At 68.6% G+C, this 17,018-nt stretch carries 17 protein-coding genes; 9 read left to right on the forward strand and 8 right to left on the reverse strand.

The genetic code is table 11. The features are described from left to right. Nucleotides 1-139: 139 nt before the first annotated feature. On the forward strand, nt 140-1,015 hold the full coding sequence (locus tag GQ57_RS22045) for a LysR family transcriptional regulator (RefSeq protein ID WP_031397864.1): 876 nt from the start codon (nt 140-142) through the stop codon (nt 1,013-1,015). Here the strand turns inward: GQ57_RS22045 and GQ57_RS22050 are convergent. Both GQ57_RS22050 and GQ57_RS22055 read right to left on the reverse strand, forming a co-directional pair. Then, entirely contained in the window at nt 1,012-2,280 is a 1,269-nt protein-coding gene (locus GQ57_RS22050) for an ATP-grasp domain-containing protein (protein WP_031397863.1), read from the reverse strand. The genes GQ57_RS22045 and GQ57_RS22050 overlap by 4 nt on opposite strands. 46 nt (nt 2,281-2,326) lie before the next feature. Continuing rightward, nucleotides 2,327-3,763 (reverse strand): MFS transporter, encoded by a 1,437-nt coding sequence (locus GQ57_RS22055; RefSeq protein ID WP_034199001.1) that lies wholly within the window; start codon nt 3,761-3,763, stop codon nt 2,327-2,329. A gap of 436 nt (nt 3,764-4,199) precedes the next feature. On the opposite strand from GQ57_RS22055, the gene GQ57_RS22060 reads away from it, so the two are divergent. Beyond that, entirely contained in the window at nt 4,200-5,324 is a 1,125-nt protein-coding gene (locus tag GQ57_RS22060; RefSeq protein ID WP_031397861.1) for a TauD/TfdA family dioxygenase, read from the forward strand. Between the two features lie 99 nt (nt 5,325-5,423). After that, complete coding sequence (locus GQ57_RS22065; RefSeq protein WP_034199002.1) at nt 5,424-6,362, forward strand: ABC transporter substrate-binding protein; 939 nt, start codon at nt 5,424-5,426, stop codon at nt 6,360-6,362. Between the two features lie 19 nt (nt 6,363-6,381). Here GQ57_RS22065 and GQ57_RS39940 read toward each other — a convergent pair whose 3' ends face one another. From GQ57_RS39940 to GQ57_RS22100, 6 genes are all read right to left on the reverse strand, one after another. Beyond that, nucleotides 6,382-7,272 carry an AidA/PixA family protein gene (locus GQ57_RS39940; protein WP_081896738.1) on the reverse strand — a complete coding sequence of 297 codons (891 nt, stop codon included), beginning with the start codon at nt 7,270-7,272 and terminating at the stop codon, nt 6,382-6,384. A gap of 65 nt (nt 7,273-7,337) precedes the next feature. Beyond that, entirely contained in the window at nt 7,338-7,841 is a 504-nt protein-coding gene (locus GQ57_RS22080) for an inclusion body family protein (RefSeq protein WP_031397858.1), read from the reverse strand. A 302-nt stretch (nt 7,842-8,143) separates the two neighbouring features. Then, nucleotides 8,144-8,527: a GtrA family protein gene (locus GQ57_RS22085; RefSeq protein ID WP_031397857.1), complete on the reverse strand. Its 384-nt coding sequence runs from the start codon at nt 8,525-8,527 to the stop codon at nt 8,144-8,146. A gap of 16 nt (nt 8,528-8,543) precedes the next feature. Beyond that, nucleotides 8,544-9,587: a glycosyltransferase family 2 protein gene (locus tag GQ57_RS22090; RefSeq protein WP_031397856.1), complete on the reverse strand. Its 1,044-nt coding sequence runs from the start codon at nt 9,585-9,587 to the stop codon at nt 8,544-8,546. Between the two features lie 25 nt (nt 9,588-9,612). Beyond that, a complete protein-coding gene (locus tag GQ57_RS22095) occupies nt 9,613-10,992 on the reverse strand; it encodes a glycosyltransferase family 87 protein (RefSeq protein WP_034199003.1) in 1,380 nt (459 codons plus the stop codon). Continuing rightward, entirely contained in the window at nt 10,989-12,227 is a 1,239-nt protein-coding gene (locus GQ57_RS22100; protein WP_034199004.1) for a glycosyltransferase family 87 protein, read from the reverse strand. Before GQ57_RS22100 ends, GQ57_RS22095 begins: the two co-directional genes overlap by 4 nt. 1,061 nt (nt 12,228-13,288) lie before the next feature. Between GQ57_RS22100 and GQ57_RS22105 the strand changes: the two genes are divergently transcribed. From GQ57_RS22105 to cpaB, 6 genes are all read left to right on the forward strand, one after another. Next, entirely contained in the window at nt 13,289-13,480 is a 192-nt protein-coding gene (locus GQ57_RS22105; protein WP_031397853.1) for a Flp family type IVb pilin, read from the forward strand. 137 nt (nt 13,481-13,617) lie between these two features. Then, a complete protein-coding gene (locus GQ57_RS22110) occupies nt 13,618-13,809 on the forward strand; it encodes a Flp family type IVb pilin (RefSeq protein ID WP_031397852.1) in 192 nt (63 codons plus the stop codon). Between the two features lie 82 nt (nt 13,810-13,891). Continuing rightward, entirely contained in the window at nt 13,892-14,098 is a 207-nt protein-coding gene (locus tag GQ57_RS22115; RefSeq protein WP_031397851.1) for a hypothetical protein, read from the forward strand. A 27-nt stretch (nt 14,099-14,125) separates the two neighbouring features. Then, entirely contained in the window at nt 14,126-14,665 is a 540-nt protein-coding gene (locus GQ57_RS22120) for an A24 family peptidase (protein WP_034199005.1), read from the forward strand. Nucleotides 14,666-14,697: 32 nt separating this feature from the next. Continuing rightward, the gene (locus tag GQ57_RS22125) at nt 14,698-16,098 is read left to right on the forward strand and encodes an ATPase (protein ID WP_034199006.1); all 1,401 of its coding nucleotides are present in this window, start codon (nt 14,698-14,700) and stop codon (nt 16,096-16,098) included. A gap of 35 nt (nt 16,099-16,133) precedes the next feature. After that, on the forward strand, nt 16,134-16,973 hold the full coding sequence (cpaB, locus tag GQ57_RS22130; RefSeq protein WP_031397848.1) for a Flp pilus assembly protein CpaB: 840 nt from the start codon (nt 16,134-16,136) through the stop codon (nt 16,971-16,973). Nucleotides 16,974-17,018: the final 45 nt, after the last annotated feature.

The following is a 17,018-nucleotide window of genomic DNA, read 5'->3' on the forward strand; positions in this document are numbered from 1 at the left end:
GGAGGCGGGGCCGGAACAGACGGCAGGGAGCATGCGGATTCCTCGGAAGGGCGGGCCGGCACGGCATATCCGTCAGGCTAATCCCGATGGATGGCGAAGTAAAATGATATAAACTGATCGCGTAACAAGAGAAAGTGATATGAACATACCTCTGCTCGAAACCTTCCGGGCGGTCGTGCAGGAAGGCAGCGCGTTGCGCGCGGCCGAACGGCTCGGCTGCACGCAGTCGAACGTCACGGCGCGGCTGCGCCAGCTCGAGGAATCGCTCGACGCGCCGCTGTTCGACCGGCATGGCAAGCGGCTCGTGCTGAACGACGCCGGGCGCCGGCTGATTCCGTATTGCGACCGCATCCTGCGCCTCGTCGACGAAGCGACGCAGGTCGTGCGCGAGACGCCGGTCGCGCGCAGCTTCCGGCTCGGCTCGATGGAAAGCACGGCGGCCACGCGGCTGCCGGCGCTGGCGGCCGCGCTGAAGGCGCACGATCCTGCGCTCGGCCTCGCGGTGCAGGTCGCCAGCGAGCCGGATCTGGCCGACGCGCTGCTGCGCGGCCGGATCGACGCCGCGCTCACCGCGCGCGCGGTCGTCCGGCCCGGGCTGCACTACGAGCCCGCGTTCGCGGAAGACATGGTGCTGGTGAGCGCGGCCACGGTCACGCGCCGGCAGGTGCTGGCCGGCAACGCGGTGCGGCTGCTCGCGTTTCACGACGGCTGCCCGTATCGCGCGGTCGCGGAGCACTGGCTGAAGGCGCGCGGCATCGCGATCGAGTCGGTGGCGTCGTTCGGCACGTTCGGCGCGATCCTCGGCTGCGTGGCGGCCGGGATGGGCGTCGCGATCCTGCCGAAGCGGATCACGACCGGGCACGTGGCGCGCAAGGAGTTGCGTGCGTACGCGTTCGACGATCTCGACAGCGTGACCACCTATCTCGTCACGCCCGACGCGGCGCCCGCGACGGCCGAACTCGACGCGCTGCGCGCGGTGCTCGGCCGGCAGGCGGGCGCGCTGCTCGCACGCTAGGCCGGCGCGACCGCGCGTTCGTCCGCGAAGAAATCGGCCTCGATTTCGCGGATCCGCCGGCAATCCTCGAGCAGCCGCTCGAACGTCGGACTGTACAGGCCGACCGTGCCGAGCGCCGTCTGCAGGTCGGTGGTCACGCGCAGCGTGTCGCCCACCCGGGCCCATTGCTTGAGCCCGACGAACGACGGCAGCGCCTGGATCGCCTGCCACGTGAAGTCCTGCCGGAGCACGCCGTTGCGGGACGACAGCAGCAGCACATGGCCGCAGTAGCCGCGAAACTCCGCCGGCGCGACGGCGTCGCCGAACAGCCGCTCCGGATGCAGCACGGCTTCGACGGCCGACGACACGTGGTTCTCGCCGCTGACCGCGCTCGTCAGGCGCGGATCGAGGCTGCCGTGCAGCCGCGCGTTCAGCTCGACGATCGTCGGGCCGTCGGCCGTGTCGAACAGCTCGAGATGGGTCGGTCCGAACCGCACGTCGAGCGCATCGAGCACGTCGGCCGCGTAGTCGAGCAGCGGCGCGTAGCGCGGATCGGCATGGTTCAGCACGAGCATCTTGTCGAGCCGCGGCGCATGCGTGCGGTCGCGGTGCACTTCCCACAGGCTGACTACCCGGTGACGGCCCTCGAACGACACCGAATCGACGATGTATTCCTGCCCCTCGGAATAGCTCTGGATCACGATGTCGTCGTTCGGCTGGTTGTACAGCGAGCGGGTGGCCAGCACGTCGCGCGCGGCGGCTTCGACCTGCGCGAGCGTGCGGCAGATCTTCACGCCGGCCACGCCCGCGCTGCGTGCGGGCTTCACCACGAGCGGCAGCTTGCCGTAAGCGCGCGCCCAGTCGAGCGCCGCGTCGACCGACGTGCTGTGGAAATGGACCGGCGCGCGCAGGCCGGCCTGGCGAATGCGCTCGTTCATCGCGTACTTGTCGCGCCGCGCGGCCGACGTCGCGAGCGGATTGCGGTACGGCACGTCGAGCCGCTCGGCCAGCGTGTCGGCGAGTTCGAGCGCCGCGTCGAGGCCGTGCAGCACCGCGCCGATGCGCAGGTCCCGCAGCTGGGCGAGCGTCGCGTCGAGGTCGCCGCGATGCTGGACCTCGCGGATATAGTCCGACGGCACGAACTGGTTCCGGTAGATTTCGGGCAGGTCGGGGTCGCTGATCACGTGCGCGCAGCGGATGCCGTATGCGCGGAACGCGGGCGCCAGATAGGCGGCGGTGGATGCGCCGTCGACGATCAGGACGGTATCGATGAAGCGATGGGGCATGGATTCCTCGCTCGGCTGTGGGATCGGATGAAGGGAGCGCATGGGGTCAGGCGCGCGTGCCGCCGGCGTCCGGCGCATCGCCGGGCCAGCGTGCGGCGAGCACGAGGCACACGGCGACGAGCGCGGCCGCGACGGCGAACGCGCGCGCGGCGCCGGCCGCGATCGCGGCGCCTTGGCCGGCGACCAGCGCGCCGAGCGCCGCGACGCCGACGGCCGCGCCCACCTGGCGCGCGGTATTGAGGATGGCCGACGCGGTCGCGGAGCGGCCGGCTTCGACGCTGCCGAGCAGCGTCGACGTCAGCGCGGGAATCGCGATGCCGCCGCCGATCGCCATCGCCGCGAGCCCGGGCGCCAGCAGCAGGTAGGGCGCCTGCGCGCCGAGCGTTCGCCACAGCCACACGTAACCCGCGAGCGAAACGGCGAGGCCGATGACGACGGTCGCGCGGAAGCCGTACCGGACGGCCAGGCGCGCGCTCGCGATGTTGGCGAGCATGATGACGGTCAGCGGCGCGAGCGCGAGCCCCGACTCGGTGGCCGAGAACCCGCGCGCGTTCTGGAAATAGAGGCTGAGCGAGAAGATCAGCCCGTAGAACGCGGCATTCGTGATCGCGCCGATCGCTAGCACGCCCGGCACGCGCGGGACCCGGAAGAACGCGAGCTGCAGCATCGGCGCGGCCACGCGCCGCTCGATCGCGACGAACAGCGCGCCGAGCACGACCGACGCGGCCAGCGCGCCGGCCGCATACGGATCGCCGATACCCTGCGCGCCGGCCCGGATGATGCCGCCCGTCAGCAACCCGAGCACGAGCACCGCGACGATCTGGCCGGCCGGGTCGAACAGCCGCGTGCGCGCGGCGGCCGAATCCCGCACGTGTCGCAGCGTGAGCCACAGCCCGGCTACGCAGACCGGCAGGTTGATGAAGAAGATCGCGCGCCAGCCGAGCGAATCGATCAGCAGGCCGCCGAGCGTCGGCCCGGCCGCGCTGATCGCCCCGCCCGTCGCGCTCCACCATGCGACGGCCCTCACGCGCGCGGCGGCGTCGTTCGCGCACGCATGCGTGATGAGCGCGAGCGAGGTGGGCAGGATCAGCGCGGCGCCGACGCCCTGCGCGACCCGCGCGGCGATCAGCGCGGCCAGCGACGGCGCGAGCGCGCAGCCGAGCGACGCGAGCAGGAACAGCGCGAGGCCGCAGGCGAACAGCCGGCGGCTGCCGAAGCGGTCGGCCAGCGTGCCGGAGGTCAGCAGCAGCGCGGCGAACGACAGCGTGTAGGCGTCGACGATCCACTGCAGCCCGTGGACGCTCGAACCGAACGAATGCGCGAGGCTCGGAAGCGCGACGTTGACGACGGTCACGTCGAGCTGGACGATCGCGAAGCCGAGGCTCGCGGCCGCGACGGTCGGGAAAATAGCGCGCAGCGACGTGCGATGCGGCGGCGCGGCGGCGCTCGGCGCGACGTCGAGCGTCGAGGCGTGTTCGCTCATTGCGGCCTCCGTGCCGCGCGGTTTGCGGTGCGGCGCGCGGGCAAGGGCGGGGCGTTTCCGAACGACGGGGGCGGCAGGCGGAATCGGGTCATCGGGCAGGTTTCCGTAGGGCGGATGGAGGGCGCCGGCCGCCGCTCGGGCGCCGGTCGCATCGTCGAATCCGACAGAAAACTAGCATCGACCTGCTAACGAATACAAATAATAACCAGCGATTTTTTAACAACTGATCGTGTTAAAGGAGGGGGCGCCAGGTTCGGGGCGAGGGTGCCCGCATTGCTGAACATATATCCAAAATTTTTGTTAGCAATCGAATTAATATCATTTCGAAATGGAATGACGGTCTCCTAGTCTTGTCGAGCGCTGCGCACCGAGGACGGCAACGCGCGGCGGTGGTGCGCTACCGCCCTTCGATCCACGATCTTTATACGAGAGACCTATGACCTATCTCGCAGACGAACGCATCGCCTTGACGGCAACGGAGTCCGGCCACATCCGCAAGACGCTCGGCGCGCTGGCCTACGATCCGGCCGGCGGCGCGGGCTACATCAGCGCGGTGCGCAAGCTCGCGTACAACGCGTTTCCCGACCGGATCGTCGATGCGTTCGACCGCGCGAAAGCGCCGACCGCCGACGCGCACGGCTCGATCGAGATCGACAACCTGCCGATCGACGACGACGTGAAGGGCAGCCCGAGGTTCGAGGAAACCGGCCGCTCGTTCAAGGCCGGCGTGTTGAGCGAGAACGTGCTCGTCGCATTGAGCACGCTGGCCGGCGAACCGTATTCGATCGCGCACGAAGGCCGCGAACTGGTGAACAACCTCACGCCGCACAAGGCAACCGCGCGCGAATACACGGGGCTCGGCTCCGAGGTCGAACTCGACTTCCATATCGAGAACGCCGCGCAGGCGCACATGCCGGAGGGCGACACGTCGCCGTTCGCGCTGCTGCTGCTCGGCGTGCGCAGCGAGGCCGGCGGCGGCCCGTATACGCGCCTCGCCGATGCGCGCCGCGCGCTGCAGTTGCTGTCGGCGGACGATATCGCGCAGCTCTACGGCGAGCACTACATCATCCGCGTGCCGTACCGGTGGCGCGGCGCGGCGCCGACGCCGCGCGACAACACCGACCTGAGCGCCGTGCTGTCGGGGCCGATCGATGCGCCGCGCGTGACGGTCGCGTTCTATCCGGACATGGTGCTGGCGGTCAATACGCGTGCGCAGGAAGCGCTGGCCAACCTGTATCGCGCGGTGCGCGAGGTGTCGTTCGGCGTCCAGGTGCAGCCGGGCAAGCTGGTGCTGATCAACAATCATTTCACGCTGCATTCGCGCGACCGCTTCGAGCCGCAGTACGACGAGAACGACCGTGCGTTGCGCTGGGTGCAGCGCGTGTTCGTCGCGCGCAGCCTGTGGAATTTCCGTGCGTTCACGCCGCTGCAGGCGCGCGTGTTCGATCCGAAGGCGCTGTATGCGGGCGACGCGTCGCCTGCGGGCCGCCCGTCGCCGGTCGCGCAGCCGGCGACGCACCGTGCGGCCGCCGCGGCGGAGCTCGAAGCGACGCCCGCGTAAGCGGGCCGGCAACGCGGGGCAGGCGGCGGGGCGTGCGTTCGCGCCGGCTTCGCCCGCATCTGCCCCTCGCATCGTCAAACAGGAAGGAATCCACACACGATGAGAAGAACCGCATTCCCCGTCGCGCGCGCCGCTCGTTTTCTGGCGGTGGCCCTGATCGGCGGCGCCGCCGCCGTGCACGCCGCGGCGTTCGACCTGAGCCCCGAGCAGTCGGGCCGGCCGCGCGGCACCCCGGACCCGGCGGTCGTGCAGGCGTGGCCGGCCGGCTTCCGGTTCGCCGAGGCGAACACGCTGACGGTCGGCATCGCGCCGAACCTGCCGCCGCTCAGCACCTATGCGACCGACGCGCGCACGGTGGTCGGCTTCGATCCCGATCTCGCGCAGCTGATCGCGGACAGCGTTGGCCGCAAGCTGACGATCGTGCCGCTTGCGTGGGCCGACTGGCCGCTCGCGCTGCAATCCGGCAAGGTCGACGCGGTGATCTCGAACGTGACGGTGACGGAGCAGCGCAAGGAGAAATTCGACTTCTCGACCTACCGGAAGGATCAGCTCGGCTTCTACGTGAAGCAGAACAGCCGGCTCGCCGCGATCCGCGAGCCGAAGGACGTCGCCGGGCTGCGCGTCGTGACCGATTCGGGCACGAACCAGGAGAAGGTCCTGCTCGAATGGAACCGGCAGAACGTCGCACGCGGCCTCGCGCCGGTCGAGATCCAGTACTACGCCGATGCGGCGGAGCGCTGGGTCGCGCTGCAGTCGGGGCGCGTGGATACGATCTTCAGCGTGAACTCGATGCTCGCATACCAGGCATCGCTGCGCGGCGACGCGAAGCTGATCGGCACCGTCAGCGGCGGCTGGCCGCGCACCGCGGACATCGCGATCACGACGCGCAAGGGCAGCGGCCTGGCGGATCCGCTGACGGTCGCGATCAATGCGCTGATCGCGAACGGCAGCTACCGGAAAGTGCTCGACCGCTGGCGCCTCGACGCCGAAGCGATCGACCGGTCACAGACGAATCCGCCGGGGCTGCCGCGTACCTGAGCGCCGCACGCCGCGATGCTCAGGTGATCGGCCACTGCAGAATCACGATGCCGTCGTTGAAGTCGCTGTCGGCGCCATCCTCGGAGCCGAGCCAGCCGAGCCAGACGGTGTCGCCGGCGGACAGCGGCGCGAGGCGCGCATCGGTCGCGGATCGCTTGCCGTTGGCCGATGCGTCGATCCGGATCTTGCCGCCTTTCGAGTTCAGCGTGAACATCCGGACGCCGTCCTCGCTGTTGCCGGTGAACGACGCGGCCGGTTCCGGCGCATCGTCGATGAAGAGTTTCAACTCCTGGCGGTCGGCGGCGTTCGCGTAGAAGATCGCCTTGAACGCGGTATCCGGCGGCAGCGTGAAGTTGCCGTTGCGATCCGACGAGGGCTTGAATCCCGGCTGCTTCGTGTCCGGCTGGCCGCCCGCGATCTCGATCGTCGTCTCCCAGCGGAAATAGCCCGAGACCGTGCCGTCCCGGTCGAGCAACGCGAAATCGGCCGTACACGCGGTGGTGCCGGCGGCCAGGACGTCGCTGCGCCAGTAGTGATCCTTCATCGGCCGGCACGGCGGGTGCAGCAGGTCGTCGGTCTCCGGCACCGGCGCGGCCGCATCGCGCACTTCGGGTTCGATCGGCGCGACGATGCCCGCCTCCTTCAGCGTGAACCGGACGAACAGCACGCTGACCTCGGCGCGCAGCGCCAGCGCGGTCTCGCGCAGGCGCAACTGGTCGCCCGGCGCGAGGCCGGCAAACAGCCGGCTGTCGTTGTGGCCGAGCTGCGCGGCGTCGCCGGGGCTCACCACATAGAGGTGCCGGCCGTCGATCGCGGTCGGCGCGGTGGGGTCCTTGCTCGCTTCAGGGTAGGCCGACAGCAGCGTGACGGCGTCGACGATCACGAGCACATCGCAACGAACACCAGGCATGAGCGCTTCCTCCGCAACAAGTGAATGACGCGGGCAGCCGCCGCGCGGCCGCCCGCCTGCCGCGATCAGTTATGGATCGAGATGAACGGATCCCAGGAGAAGCAGCCCTGGCTCTGGCAATTGCGGTCGATGATCTGGAACTGGAAGTGGTAGGTCACGCGGCCGACCTTCAGGCATTCCGACGACCAGTAGTAGTTCGAAACCTTCTGGCAGGTCGGCACCTCGGGCTTGCTGGTGTTCGGCACCGGGATCGATGCTTCCGCGACGCGCGGCGTCGGCGTCGAGATCAGCTCGTTGCCGACGTTGCCGATGAACTTGTAGAACACCACCTGGTTCTCGAAGCCCAGCGACAGGCTCGTTTCACGCCAGCGGATCAGGTCGCCGACCTGCGCCTTCAGGTCCAGTTCGCCACCGGCCTGACCGGACACGACGTTGTCCTGGTTGGTGACCATGTACACGTGCTTCCAGTCGATCAGCGTCGGACTATTCGGATTCTTGCTGGGATTCGGATATTTTTTGAGAATGGTTTCGGTATCGAAAGAGACGAGCACATCGGTAACGCGTGACATAGAAGCTCCCGTTTGAAGGAATGGGACTTATTGTTGCGCGAATTTCTTCGTGCGGCCGCCATCGCCTTGTGCTGCAAGGCTCTGTGCCGATCCTGGCACATCCCGGCGCGATGGCGAATGCAGATTATCCCGTTCGGTTAATTATGGAAGCTGTAAAAGTAAACAGGGTGTTTAATACTATTTCAGACGGTAATTTTAAAATCGGAATCAATCCAGTTGATGCGTTTCGATAATATTGTGTAATTGAATCTGTTAATTGATCGGCCGATGGGTTTCGGCCGCGGCGCGCAGGGGCCGCGCGGCTACCGGTATGTCCAGAGCCGGTGCAGCACGAACGTCGTGGGCGGAATCAGCAGCGCGATCGCGACGATGCTCATCCCGCGCGACACGCCGAGCGTCGCGGTGGCGTGCGCGAGCAGCATCGTCTCGGCGAAGCCGGCGAGCGCGACCGCGAGAAAGCGTGCGACGCTGCGCGTGCACACGGTCGACGAGAAGCTCCACAGCGTATTCGCGAGATACGAGAACGCCGTCGCGCACAGGAACGCGATCGCGTTCGCCGTCACCCGCGTCGCATCGAACAGCGCGAACATCGACGCGGCGACCAGCGCGTGGATCGCGGTCGAGCCGAGCCCCGACATGCCGAAGCGCACGAGCCGCGTGCGCTCGGCAATCAGCCGCGCGAGCATGGCGGGCCCGCGCGCGTCAGCGTGCACCGAGCCGCGCACGGGCCGGCTGCGTGCGGCGGCGGGCGATCTGGCGGCGCGCATCGCGCGCGACCGGGAGTTCGATCACCTTGCCGTGCGTCTGGTAGCGGCGGCGGATCAGGTAGACGGGCCGCTGCTTCGACTCGTCGTAGATCCGCCCGATGTACTCGCCGACGACGCCGATCCCGATCAGTTCGATGCCGCCGATGAACAGCGTGACCGAGATCAGCGACGCGTAGCCGAGCACCGGGTTGCCGAACAGCAGCGTGCGGAAAATGATGAAAGTGCCGTACAGGAACGCGAGCGCGGCGATGCCGACGCCGATGTAGGTCCAGCTGCGCAGCGGCACGGTGCTGAAGCTGGTGATGCCTTCCAGCGCGAAATTCCACAGTTTCCATCCCGAGAACTTCGACTGTCCGGCGCTGCGCGCGTCGCGCTGGTATTCGACGATCACGGTGCGGTAGCCGACCCACGCGAACAGCCCCTTCATGAAGCGATGGCGCTCGGGCAGGCTGCGCAGCGCATTCACGACCTTGCGGTCCATCAGCCGGAAGTCGCCGACGTTCTCCGGCAGCTTCACGTCCGACAGCATGTTGTGCACGCGGTAGTAGATCGCGGCCGCGGTGCGCTTCGCGAACGAATCGCACGCGCGGCTGCTGCGCTTCGCGGCGACCACTTCCGCGCCGTTGCGCCAGTGCTCGATCATCACGGGAATCAGGCTCGGCGGGTCCTGCAGGTCGGCGTCGAGCGGAATCACCGCGTCGCCGGCGGCTTCGTCGAGGCCGGCCGTCAGCGCGGCCTCCTTGCCGAAGTTGCGGGTGAGATCGATCACGCGCACGCGCCGCTCGCGCAGGCCGATCCGGATCAGGCGCTCGAGCGTGTCGTCGCGGCTGCCGTCGTTCACGCAGACGATCTCGAAGCGCACGCCGTCGATGGCCGTCAGCAACGGCAGCACGACGTCGAAGAAGCGTTCGACGGCCTCGCCTTCGTTGTAGAACGGCACGACCAGCGATACGAGCGGCGTATAGAGCGATTCCCGCATGGTGTTCTCCCCTTGTTATGGTGCGTCACCGGACGGCGCCGGCGGTCGGGCGGCCCGCGCGGCGCAAGCCGTACGCCGGGCGGTGATGGGTTCTGGCCGGATGCGCGAACGCGGTCCCGGTCGAATCGTCGCGCGCGTCCGGCATCGCCGGCACGTCGCGGCGCTCCTGCGCGATCCGGCTGACGAGCAGGCCGAGCGACGCCAGCGTGACGAGCGGCATGAACTGGAACGACAGATGCGGCACCGCCAGCAGGCCCGCGAGCGGCATCAGCCACAGCAGCAGCAGCCATTCGCGATCGAAGCGCCGCCAGCCGCGCGTCCACGCATAGCGCGCGTACCACGCGATCACGATGCCGTACCACGTCAGGTCGTAGTCGTACAGGTACGGGCTGACGAGCAGGCACGCGCAGGCGAGCGTCGCGGCGCGCAGCGCGTACGCGCAGTTGCCGCGCCATGCATAGGCGACGGCGGCGGCCGCGGTTGCCGCCGACAGCAGCTGAAGGCCGTTCGCGACGATCGCGGGCCAGCCGGCCATCGTCGCGAGCGCGAATGCGGACGGCATGCGCGCGACCCTGGCCTGGCCGTGGCCGATGATCGTGTAGACGCCGCCGATCACGTGCGCGAACGTGACCCACGGGCCGAACCCGAACGCGAGCGTCGCGAGCGCGACGCTGCAGGCGATTGTCGCGGCCCACGCGGCCAGTGCGCGCCATTGGCCGGCGCACAGCAGCGCGAACGGAAACAGCACCGCGAGCTGCGGCTTCATCGTCAGCAGGCCGAAGCAGATCCCCGCGTACACGGGGCGGCGGTTCAGCAGCAGCAGGCCGGCGCCGGCGAGCGTCGCGGTGAGCAGGCTGGTCTGCCCGACGATCACGGTGAGGAAGGCGCCGGGGAACGCGAGCGCGCACAGCCAGGCGGGGTCGTGCTGCACGGTCGCGCGCAGCGTCGCCGCGAACAGCGCAACCGTGACGCCGAGCCACAGCACGAGCGCCAGCAGGTACGGCAGCCAGCCGAGCGGCAGGACAAGCAGCAGCATGCTGGGCGGATAGAGCCACGGCAGCGTGCCGCCCGCGAGCGTCATGGTCGGGACCGCGAGCTTCTGGATCGCGAACAGCGCGGAGAACTGCCACGCATCGGCCGCCCGCCCGTGCGCGGCGAGCCACGCGGCGCTCCAGATCGGCGAGAAATCCTGCGACAGCGGTTCCAGCGCCCCGTTGTGCGACAGGCACACGCGGATCACGTAGATGCCGATGAACAGCAGCTCGGCCACGAGCGCGGCGCCCGCATAGAGGCACACGCGCCGGCGATTGAGCCAGTGCGGGTAACGGCGCGGGCCGGCGATCGGGAGTGCCGGATGCACGCCGGCATCCGGATGCGCATGGTGGACGGCGTTCGACGGTTTCATCGCGCGCTCCGGGAGGTGAGCGCCGCACGGCGCACGACGACGAACAGCACCGCGAGCAGCACGAGCGGCCCGACCTGCGGCAGCTTCATCAGCCGGTTGAACATCTCGAAGATCGGCAGCAGCCACGCGAGCACGAGGATGCCCTGTTCGCCCGGCAGCCAGCCTTCGTCGAGGCCGCATGCGATCAGGCAGAAGATCGCGATGCCGAGCCACGTCAGTTCGTAGTTCCACAGGTACGGGGTGGTCAGCAGGGTGGCGACCGCCAGCACCGCGCCGCGCAGCCGCATGTCGCGCGTGCGGCGCCAGACGTCGACGGCCGCGGCGAGCGCGAGCAGCGCGACCGCCGCCTGGGCGGCCAGCGCGGCCGCGACCGGCGCGCCGGCGAGGCGCAGCGCGGCGAACGGCGTCGGCGACGCGAGCCAGTACGACGGGAGCATGAAGTGCTGGTCGCGCACCGTCGACAGCGCGAGGCTCAACCCGTGCAGCGCGCCGGGGCCGGCCAGCGCGATGCCGGCGGCCGCGAACAGCGTCGCGCTGAGGGCGGCCGCCGCGAACGTGCGCCATGCGCGCGCCGCGACCAGCACGAACGGGAACACCACGGCCAGTTGCGGCTTGATCGCGAGCAGCCCGATCAGCAGGCCGGCGACGATCGGGCGCCGGCCGAGCAGATGCAGCGCGAGCGCGGCAATGCCGGCCGTGAGGATGCTGTTCTGGCCGAACAGGGCCGCCATGCATACCGCCGAATACGCGACGACGACGAGCGCCGCGGCGCGCGGCACGGGAAGATGCGCGCGCAATCCCGACAAGCGCGAGACGGCGAACGCGTAGCATAAAAGACTGCCCGCGAAAAAAAGGAAATATGCGGGCAGGAAAGGCACGAGGGCGACCGGCGCGACGAACAGCAGCATCGTCGGCGGATAGAGCCAGGGAAGCGGCCGGTGCTGCAGATACGCATCGAACTGCGCAAGCTCGGCCTGCATGAAGGAGGACGGGTCGTAGGCCGCCGCGGCATGGCCGTGCAACACCAGGTGCGAGGCGGTCCAGAAGACCGAGAAGTCGACGGCGGGGCGGACCGTGGCGTTCGACGTGAAGCCGTTCGTCACGATGCCCCAGACGGTTGCCAATGCAGCGAAGAGCATCAGCATGATGCAGCTGTACGGAACGATCCGGTCGGCTGTCAGCCATTGAGCGCGATGCGTCGCACGCTCGCGCGTTCCACGATTGGCCGTGTACATGATTCCCCGTATGCGGTAGAGGCTGCGTGGTCTGTCGCAACCGTTTCGTGCGGTCATGCCTGCGGATCGATTCGCTCTGAATTGGCGTGGTCCGGTGAATTCATTGTTGAAGAAAAAATCCTGCGTGGCAAATCGGCAGTTGAAAGGAGAAATTGAGATCGGTTGAAAACACGCGTGAAAACGGCATTTTCTGGTATGAGAAATTCGCGCGGCCAGCCTTTATGTTTCCGCGCTGAAACATTCTTACGTTTGGGCCGGTTCCGGGCCCCGCCGATCCGGTGCGACGCGGGCGGCTTTCCGCGTCCGGGAAAATCCCGAGCAGAAATTTTCGCGCCTTGTCGCAGCGCGGCGGCGGGCGTTCCGGCTTACAACGCTTGCGGAAAAACAGCGATCAAATCTGAAACATTTTTCGCGCCGGCAGGCCGGACGGCGTGCGCCGGCATCGCCGTCACCCTTGATGGGCCTCGATTCGGCTGAAGGTGGCCTGCTCTTTGCGTAAGCGTTGGCACGGCAGTCGACGCGGTGACGACCGGGCGGTTCCGGCAACAGGCAACAGGCAAACGGAACCGGCCGCGGAATCACCAGGGGAAAGCAAGGCCGGAGCGCGCAGCACCTACACCGCGCCAGGCCGATGTACCGCACAGGCTTTCGTCGAATGGCGCGTGATACCCGGTTTCGTCCGGGCAATAAAAAGTCGGCATGGCCGCCTACGGGGAATAAGAATGAAAGACCACAGCACATCGCGGTTTGCAAGTCGCAATAGAATCAGAAACGACTTGCTGCATTACCGGGCGTTTTTATCCGGTTCAATTGAATCGAGCGCATCGAACGGCCGTCGCGCCGTTCCGGTCGGCCTGCACGCCGGGGGTATCCGGCCGGCCGAATCGCTCGGGCGTCTCATGCTTTCCCGCTGATCGACTTCCGTTCGCACGGACAGGTGCACGCATCCCTGTCCCGGCCGCGGAGCGTCGCGTCCCGATTGTCCAGCAGTACCGGTGGTGCCCATCCCCGACGTCCGAGCGACGAAGGGAATTTCATAGTAGTCCGAAGGGAGAGTGCATATGCGAAGAGTCATCGAAAAGATCGCGTGGATCATCCAGGATCAGGGCGGCGTGGCGGCCATTGAATACGGCCTGATTGCCGCACTGATCGCGATCGGCATCGTCGTCGCGTTGACGACGATCGGGACGGACCTGAAGACCGCGTTCAGTACGGTCGCCACGGATCTGAGCTCGATAGTCGCAGGCATTTGACGGAAGGCGGGGCGAACCTCAACGGGATCGTTCGCTGCGTCATCCAGGCATCGGCAGCATTCCTCGGCGTATCGATGCACGGTCGACGACCGGCCGGTATGCGAGGGCTTTGAAATTCACCACACAAGGAGATCGACATGTCCAAGTTCATTCAACAAACCCGTGATTTCATCCGCGACGAAGACGGCGTGGCCGCCATCGAATACGGCCTGATCGCCGCACTGATCGCCGTCGGCATCATCGCCGCGCTGTCGACGATCGGTACGGATCTGAAGACCGTGTTCAGCACGATCGCGGCCGACCTGAATTCGGCGGTCTCGGGCCTTTGATGAACCGTACCGTGGGCGGCTCGGCCGGTGCAGCGTTCGAGCCGTCCCCGGTATCCCGATCCAGCCGGAACCGGAGACCATCATGGCAGACAGGGTGCGTGCGGCATGCCGCCTGCCCGGCGACGAAACGGGCGTGACGTCGATCGAGTGCGCGTTCCTCGCGGCGGCGTTCGCCGTCGCCGTGCTCGGCAGCGTCGTCATGTTCCAGGGGCCGCCGGCCGATCCGCCCGGGGTGATCGCAACGGCCGTCGCGGCCGCAGCGGCCACCGCGCTGGCCATGGTTTCCTGATTTTTCGATTCGCTCGCGAGGTTCGCCATGCTACCTGTTGCGCCGCCTTACCCGATTCCGTTGTGCGTGACGCTGCTCGCGGTGGCCGCGGCCAGCACGGACCTCGCGACCCGCCGCATTCCGAACCGCCTCGTCGCGGCCGGACTGGCCGGCGCGCTGGTCGCCCAATGCGTGCTGCACGGCGTGTCGGCCGGTGCGCTCGGCTGGCTTGCCGGCGCGGCGACCGGCTTCGCGCTGCTGCTGCCGCTCTACCTGCTGCGCGGGATGGCGGCCGGCGACGTGAAGCTGATGCTGGCGATCGGCGCGTGGGTCGGCGCGGAAATGACGTGCTACATCGTGCTGGCCACCTTCCTGGCCGGCGGGGTCGGCGCCGTCGCGTTCGCGCTGTCGCGCGGGCGCATGCGCCGGATCTGGGCGAACGTCCGCGTGCTGATCGCGCGGCGTGCGCAAGGCGCGCACACGGCGTCGGTCGACGGCGGCGCGCCCATCGCGTCGGTCGGCTCGCTGCCGTACGGCGTCGCGATCGCGGCCGGCACGCTGGCCATGTTGTTCGCGTCGTGCGCGTAGCGCGACGCATCCGCACCGAGGACGGAGCGACCATGAACCCGAATCCCACCGAACCGGTCCACAACGCGCAGGTGACGCACCTGCCCGATCCGTTGCCGTCGCGGGAGGCGCACGCGAAGCCGGGCGCGCTCCTGCCGGCCGCGCCGCGTTCGCTCGACGAAACCGGGTTGAGCAGGACGTTCGTCGCCGGGCTCGTGCTGAAGTCGACGCTGCTGCTGGGCCGCCCGTCGTACGGCGACCTCGTCGAGCGGCACTGCCTGCCGCTCGCGGTGCTCGACGACGTTTTCTCGTTCCTGGTGCGCGAGCATCTCGTCGAGCTCGCCCATCGCGGCGCGACCGATCTCGACGTGACGTTCCGCCTGACCGAGTCGGGCCGCGTGCTCGCGCTCGAGGAGCGGGCGCGCAGCAGCTACAGCGGGCCCGCGCCGGTGACGCTCGACGCGTATCTGGCCAGCGTGGCCGCGCATTCGGTGCGCAAGCTGACGGTCGGCCGGGACGACGCATGGGCCGCGTTCGAAGGCGTCGTGATCGACCGGGCGGTGCTCGATGCGGCCACCGCGGCGCTGAACGCGGGCCGTCCGCTGCTGATCCACGGCCCGGCCGGCAGCGGCAAGACCTTTTTCGCCGAACGGCTCGGCGCGCTGATGCGCGGTTGCGTGCCGGTGCCGCACGCGATCTGCGCGGCTGGCGAAGTGATCCAGATCTACGACCCGCTGGTGCACGTCGACGCGGCGTCGCAACCCGGCGGCCAGTCGGTCGATCGTCGCTGGCGCCTGTGCGAACGGCCGGTCGTGACGTCCGGCGGCGAACTGACGCTCGACGAGCTCGACCTGCGCCGCGACGCCGCCGCGGGCTTCTATCAGGCGCCGCCGCACATGAAGGCGAACATGGGCATGTACGTCGTCGACGATCTCGGCCGCCAGCGCGTCGCGCCGCGCGACCTGCTCAATCGCTGGCTGCGCCCGCTGGACCGCGGCGTCGATTTCATGACGCTCGATTCGGGCAACCGCCTGGTGCTGCCGTTCGATGTCTGGCCGGTGTTCTCGAGCAACCTGTCGCCGGAACAGTTCTGCGACGACGCGTTCCTGCGCCGCCTCGGCTCGAAGCTGCGGATCGGCCCGCTGCCGATCGACGACTACCGCGCGCTGTTCGACGCGGCCTGCGCGTCGCTGGGCGTCGTGGCGGCGGGCGACGCGTTCGACTACCTGCTGCACCGGCTGCATCTGCCGACCGGCAAGGCGTTTCTCGCGTGCTTCCCGATGGACCTGCTGCGCCTCGCGGCCGCCGGCGCACGGTATCGCGGCGGCCCGCCCGAAGTCACGCGCGACGCGCTGCACGAAGCCTGGGCCAGCTATTTCGGCGCGGCGCCCGAGCGCGACGGCGGCGATCCGCCGACCGTCGAGCGCGGCGGGCGCACCTACGTCACCGGTTGAGCCGTTCCATTCACGATTCGTCGAGGAGCATTGCCATGAAAAACAGTCGAGCGATCCTGATGCTGGTCGTCGCGATGATCGCGGGTCTTGCCGCGGTCGTGTTCGCGTCCCACTGGCTGGCGCAGACATCCACGAGCTCGGTCACGCCGGTCGCGGTGGCCAGCACCGACCTGAACCTGGGCGAGCCGCTCGGACCGAACCAGATCCACATGGTGAGCTGGCCGTCCGGCAGCGTGCCGATCGGCGCGTTCACGGACACCAAGGCGCTCGAAGGGCGCGTCGTGCGCGCCAGCCTGTCGCGCGGCGAGCCGGTGATCGAGGCGAAGCTCGCGCCGGTCGGCACGAAGGGCGGGCTGTCGGCGGTGATCTCGGACGGCAGCCGGGCGATCACGGTGCGCGTGAACGACGTGGTCGGCGTCGCGGGCTTCGCGCTGCCGGGCAACTATGTCGACGTGATCGTCAATACGCAGGAGCAGCAGGGCAAGACCGACGGGCAGAGCATCTCCAAGATCGTGCTCGAGCACATCCTCGTGCTGGCCGTCGCGCAGCAGGTCAGCCGCGACGACACGGCGCCCAAGGTCGTCAACGCGGTCACGCTGGAAGTCACGCCCGATCAGGCGGAACGGCTCGACCTCGCGCGCAGCGTCGGCACGCTGTCGCTCGTGCTGCGCAACCAGGTCGACCAGAAGACGCTGAACACCGACGGCGCGACCAAGCTGACGCTGCTCGGCAAGGACACCGCGCCCGAAGCGCCGCCGCCGGCCGTCCGCGTGCGGACCGTGCGCGTGCACGTCGCGTCGCATGCGGCGCCGGACGCGCGGCACGACTGCGTCGGCGTGCTGACGGGCGTGAAGGGCAGCGTCGAGTGCTTCTGACGCACGCGCGTTCATCCAGACAAACAGACCCGGCCGCCGGCAACG

The sequence above is a fragment of the Burkholderia sp. MSh2 genome (genome assembly GCF_000731655.1).
Taxonomy (GTDB): domain Bacteria; phylum Pseudomonadota; class Gammaproteobacteria; order Burkholderiales; family Burkholderiaceae; genus Burkholderia; species Burkholderia paludis.

Excerpts from the sequence above, each read along its gene's own strand:
- GQ57_RS22045 (WP_031397864.1), top strand. The coding sequence starts at position 140 with ATGAACATACCTCTGCTCGAAACCTTCCGGGCGGTCGTGCAGGAAGGC.
- GQ57_RS22050 (WP_031397863.1), bottom strand. The coding sequence starts at position 2,280 with ATGCCCCATCGCTTCATCGATACCGTCCTGATCGTCGACGGCGCATCC.
- GQ57_RS22055 (WP_034199001.1), bottom strand. The coding sequence starts at position 3,763 with ATGAGCGAACACGCCTCGACGCTCGACGTCGCGCCGAGCGCCGCCGCG.
- GQ57_RS22060 (WP_031397861.1), top strand. The coding sequence starts at position 4,200 with ATGACCTATCTCGCAGACGAACGCATCGCCTTGACGGCAACGGAGTCC.
- GQ57_RS22065 (WP_034199002.1), top strand. The coding sequence starts at position 5,424 with ATGAGAAGAACCGCATTCCCCGTCGCGCGCGCCGCTCGTTTTCTGGCG.
- GQ57_RS39940 (WP_081896738.1), bottom strand. The coding sequence starts at position 7,272 with ATGCCTGGTGTTCGTTGCGATGTGCTCGTGATCGTCGACGCCGTCACG.
- GQ57_RS22080 (WP_031397858.1), bottom strand. The coding sequence starts at position 7,841 with ATGTCACGCGTTACCGATGTGCTCGTCTCTTTCGATACCGAAACCATT.
- GQ57_RS22085 (WP_031397857.1), bottom strand. The coding sequence starts at position 8,527 with ATGCTCGCGCGGCTGATTGCCGAGCGCACGCGGCTCGTGCGCTTCGGC.
- GQ57_RS22090 (WP_031397856.1), bottom strand. The coding sequence starts at position 9,587 with ATGCGGGAATCGCTCTATACGCCGCTCGTATCGCTGGTCGTGCCGTTC.
- GQ57_RS22095 (WP_034199003.1), bottom strand. The coding sequence starts at position 10,992 with ATGAAACCGTCGAACGCCGTCCACCATGCGCATCCGGATGCCGGCGTG.
- GQ57_RS22100 (WP_034199004.1), bottom strand. The coding sequence starts at position 12,227 with ATGTACACGGCCAATCGTGGAACGCGCGAGCGTGCGACGCATCGCGCT.
- GQ57_RS22105 (WP_031397853.1), top strand. The coding sequence starts at position 13,289 with ATGCGAAGAGTCATCGAAAAGATCGCGTGGATCATCCAGGATCAGGGC.
- GQ57_RS22110 (WP_031397852.1), top strand. The coding sequence starts at position 13,618 with ATGTCCAAGTTCATTCAACAAACCCGTGATTTCATCCGCGACGAAGAC.
- GQ57_RS22115 (WP_031397851.1), top strand. The coding sequence starts at position 13,892 with ATGGCAGACAGGGTGCGTGCGGCATGCCGCCTGCCCGGCGACGAAACG.
- GQ57_RS22120 (WP_034199005.1), top strand. The coding sequence starts at position 14,126 with ATGCTACCTGTTGCGCCGCCTTACCCGATTCCGTTGTGCGTGACGCTG.
- GQ57_RS22125 (WP_034199006.1), top strand. The coding sequence starts at position 14,698 with ATGAACCCGAATCCCACCGAACCGGTCCACAACGCGCAGGTGACGCAC.
- cpaB (WP_031397848.1), top strand. The coding sequence starts at position 16,134 with ATGAAAAACAGTCGAGCGATCCTGATGCTGGTCGTCGCGATGATCGCG.